At 67.7% G+C, this 2,163-nt stretch carries 1 protein-coding gene; it reads left to right on the forward strand.

Going from position 1 to position 2,163, the window contains the following annotated elements; genetic code table 11:
* Positions 1-2,163 (forward strand): type I polyketide synthase (locus tag ABD329_RS47630; protein WP_344318259.1); only part of this gene is annotated, 2,163 nt, incomplete at both ends.

The raw sequence follows: 2,163 nt of genomic DNA on the forward strand, positions 1-2,163 counted from the left end.
ACGCTCTGGCTCAGCACCGGCGGGCCCAGGGGCTGCCCGCTGTGTCCCTGGCCTGGGGCCTGTGGGCGCAGGACAGCGGGATGACCGGCCACCTGGGACACGAGGACCATGCACGCCTGAACCGCACCGGCATCACACCCATGACCACCGAGGAGGGCCTGGCTCTGCTCGACATGGCAGTCGGTGGTGATCGCCCTTCGCTCCTCCTGGCCCGCCTCTCTCTTACCGCGGTGCAGAGGCATGTGGCGAACGGTGGCAGCCTCTTGAGCCTGTACCGAGGGCTGGTGACGTCCCCGGTACGTCGTACGGGTTCCACGACGGGAACGACTCTTCAGGAGCGGGTTGCGGCTCTCGACGAAGCGGAGCGGTACGACCTCATCCTCGCCACCGTTCGTACTCACATCGCCAAGGTGCTGGGCCACTCGACCGCGGACACCGTGGATGGCGATCGCGCGTTGAAGGATCTGGGCTTCGACTCCCTGACCGCGGTGGAACTGCGTAACCAACTCGGGGCGGCGACAGGGCTACGGCTGCCGACCACGTTGGTCTTCGACTATCCGACGCCTTCGGCCATCGCCAGGTATCTGGACGGTCGGCTGGGTGCGGGCGAGCGCTCGGACGGCGCTGATGTGACGCCCGTTGTGGTGGGCGTGGACGCGGAGCCGATTGCGATCGTTGGCGTGGGCTGCCGGTATCCGGGTGGTGTGGCCTCGCCGGATGAGTTGTGGGAGTTGGTGGCCGGTGGAACGGACGCCATCTCCGGCTTCCCGGTGGATCGTGGCTGGGACCTGGAGGCTCTGTATGACCCGGACCCGGACCGCGCGGGGAAGAGCTATGCCATCGACGGTGGCTTTCTGAACGACGCCGCGGATTTTGATGCGGAGTTCTTCGGGATGTCGCCGCGTGAGGCGTTGGCGGTGGATCCGCAGCAGCGGCTGCTGTTGGAGGCGTCGTGGGAGGCGATGGAGCGGGCCGGACTCGATCCGGCTGAGCTGCGCGGTTCGGCCACGGGCGTGTTCATGGGCGTGATGTACAGCGACTACGCCTCCAGGCTGAGGAAGTTCCCGGTTGAGCTCGAGGGCTACCTGGTCTCCGGCAGCGCGGGAAGCGTGGCGTCGGGGCGCCTGGCGTACACCTTCGGGCTCGAAGGTCCGGCGGTGACGGTGGATACGGCGTGTTCGTCGTCGTTGGTTGCCTTGCACCAGGCCAGCGCGGCGCTGCGCAGCGGTGAGTGCTCGATGGCCCTGGCCGGTGGAGCGACGGTGATGTCCACTCCGGACCTCTTCCTGGAGTTCTCCCGCCAGCGCGGCCTGTCGACAGACGGCCGGTGCAAGGCGTTCGCCGAGGGGGCGGATGGCACGGGGTTCGGCGAGGGCGTCGGTGTGCTGTTGCTGGAACGGCTCTCGGATGCGCGGGCTAAGGGGCACCGTGTTCTGGCGGTGGTGCGTGGTTCCGCGGTGAATCAGGATGGGGCGTCGAATGGGTTGACGGCGCCGAATGGTCCGTCGCAGGAGCGGGTGATCCGGCAGGCGCTGGCCAATGCGCGGCTGACGACGGCGGATGTGGATGCCGTCGAGGGGCATGGAACCGGAACTCGGTTGGGCGACCCGATTGAGGCGCAGGCGTTGCTGGCCACTTACGGGCAGGACCGGGACGAGGGTCGGCCGTTGTGGTTGGGGTCGTTGAAGTCGAACATCGGTCATGCGCAGGCGGCTGCTGGTGTGGGTGGTGTGATCAAGATGGTCATGGCCTTGAACCGGGAGGTGCTGCCGCGCACGTTGCACGTGGAGCAGCCGTCTTCACATGTGGACTGGGACACGGGGGTGGTTGAGCTGTTGACCGAGGCGGTGGCGTGGCCGCGTGGGGAGCGGGTGCGGCGGGCTGGTGTGTCTTCCTTCGGTGTGTCGGGGACTAATGCTCACGTCATCCTCGAGGAAGCACCGGTGGATGAGGCCTTGAGTGTCGAGGTGGTGTCCGCTGGGGGTGGTGTGGTGCCGTGGGTGGTGTCGGGGCGTAGTGCGGGGGCGTTGGCGGCTCAGGCGGGTCGGTTGCTGGAGTACGTGCGTTCTGCCCAGGCTGATGGGGGTGGCGTGGATGTCGCCGGTGTGGGGCGTGCTCTGGTGGGTTCGCGTGCGCTGTTCGAGCACCGTGCTGTCGTTCTCG

The organism is Streptomyces javensis, from assembly GCF_039525925.1.
Lineage (GTDB): Bacteria > Actinomycetota > Actinomycetes > Streptomycetales > Streptomycetaceae > Streptomyces > Streptomyces asiaticus.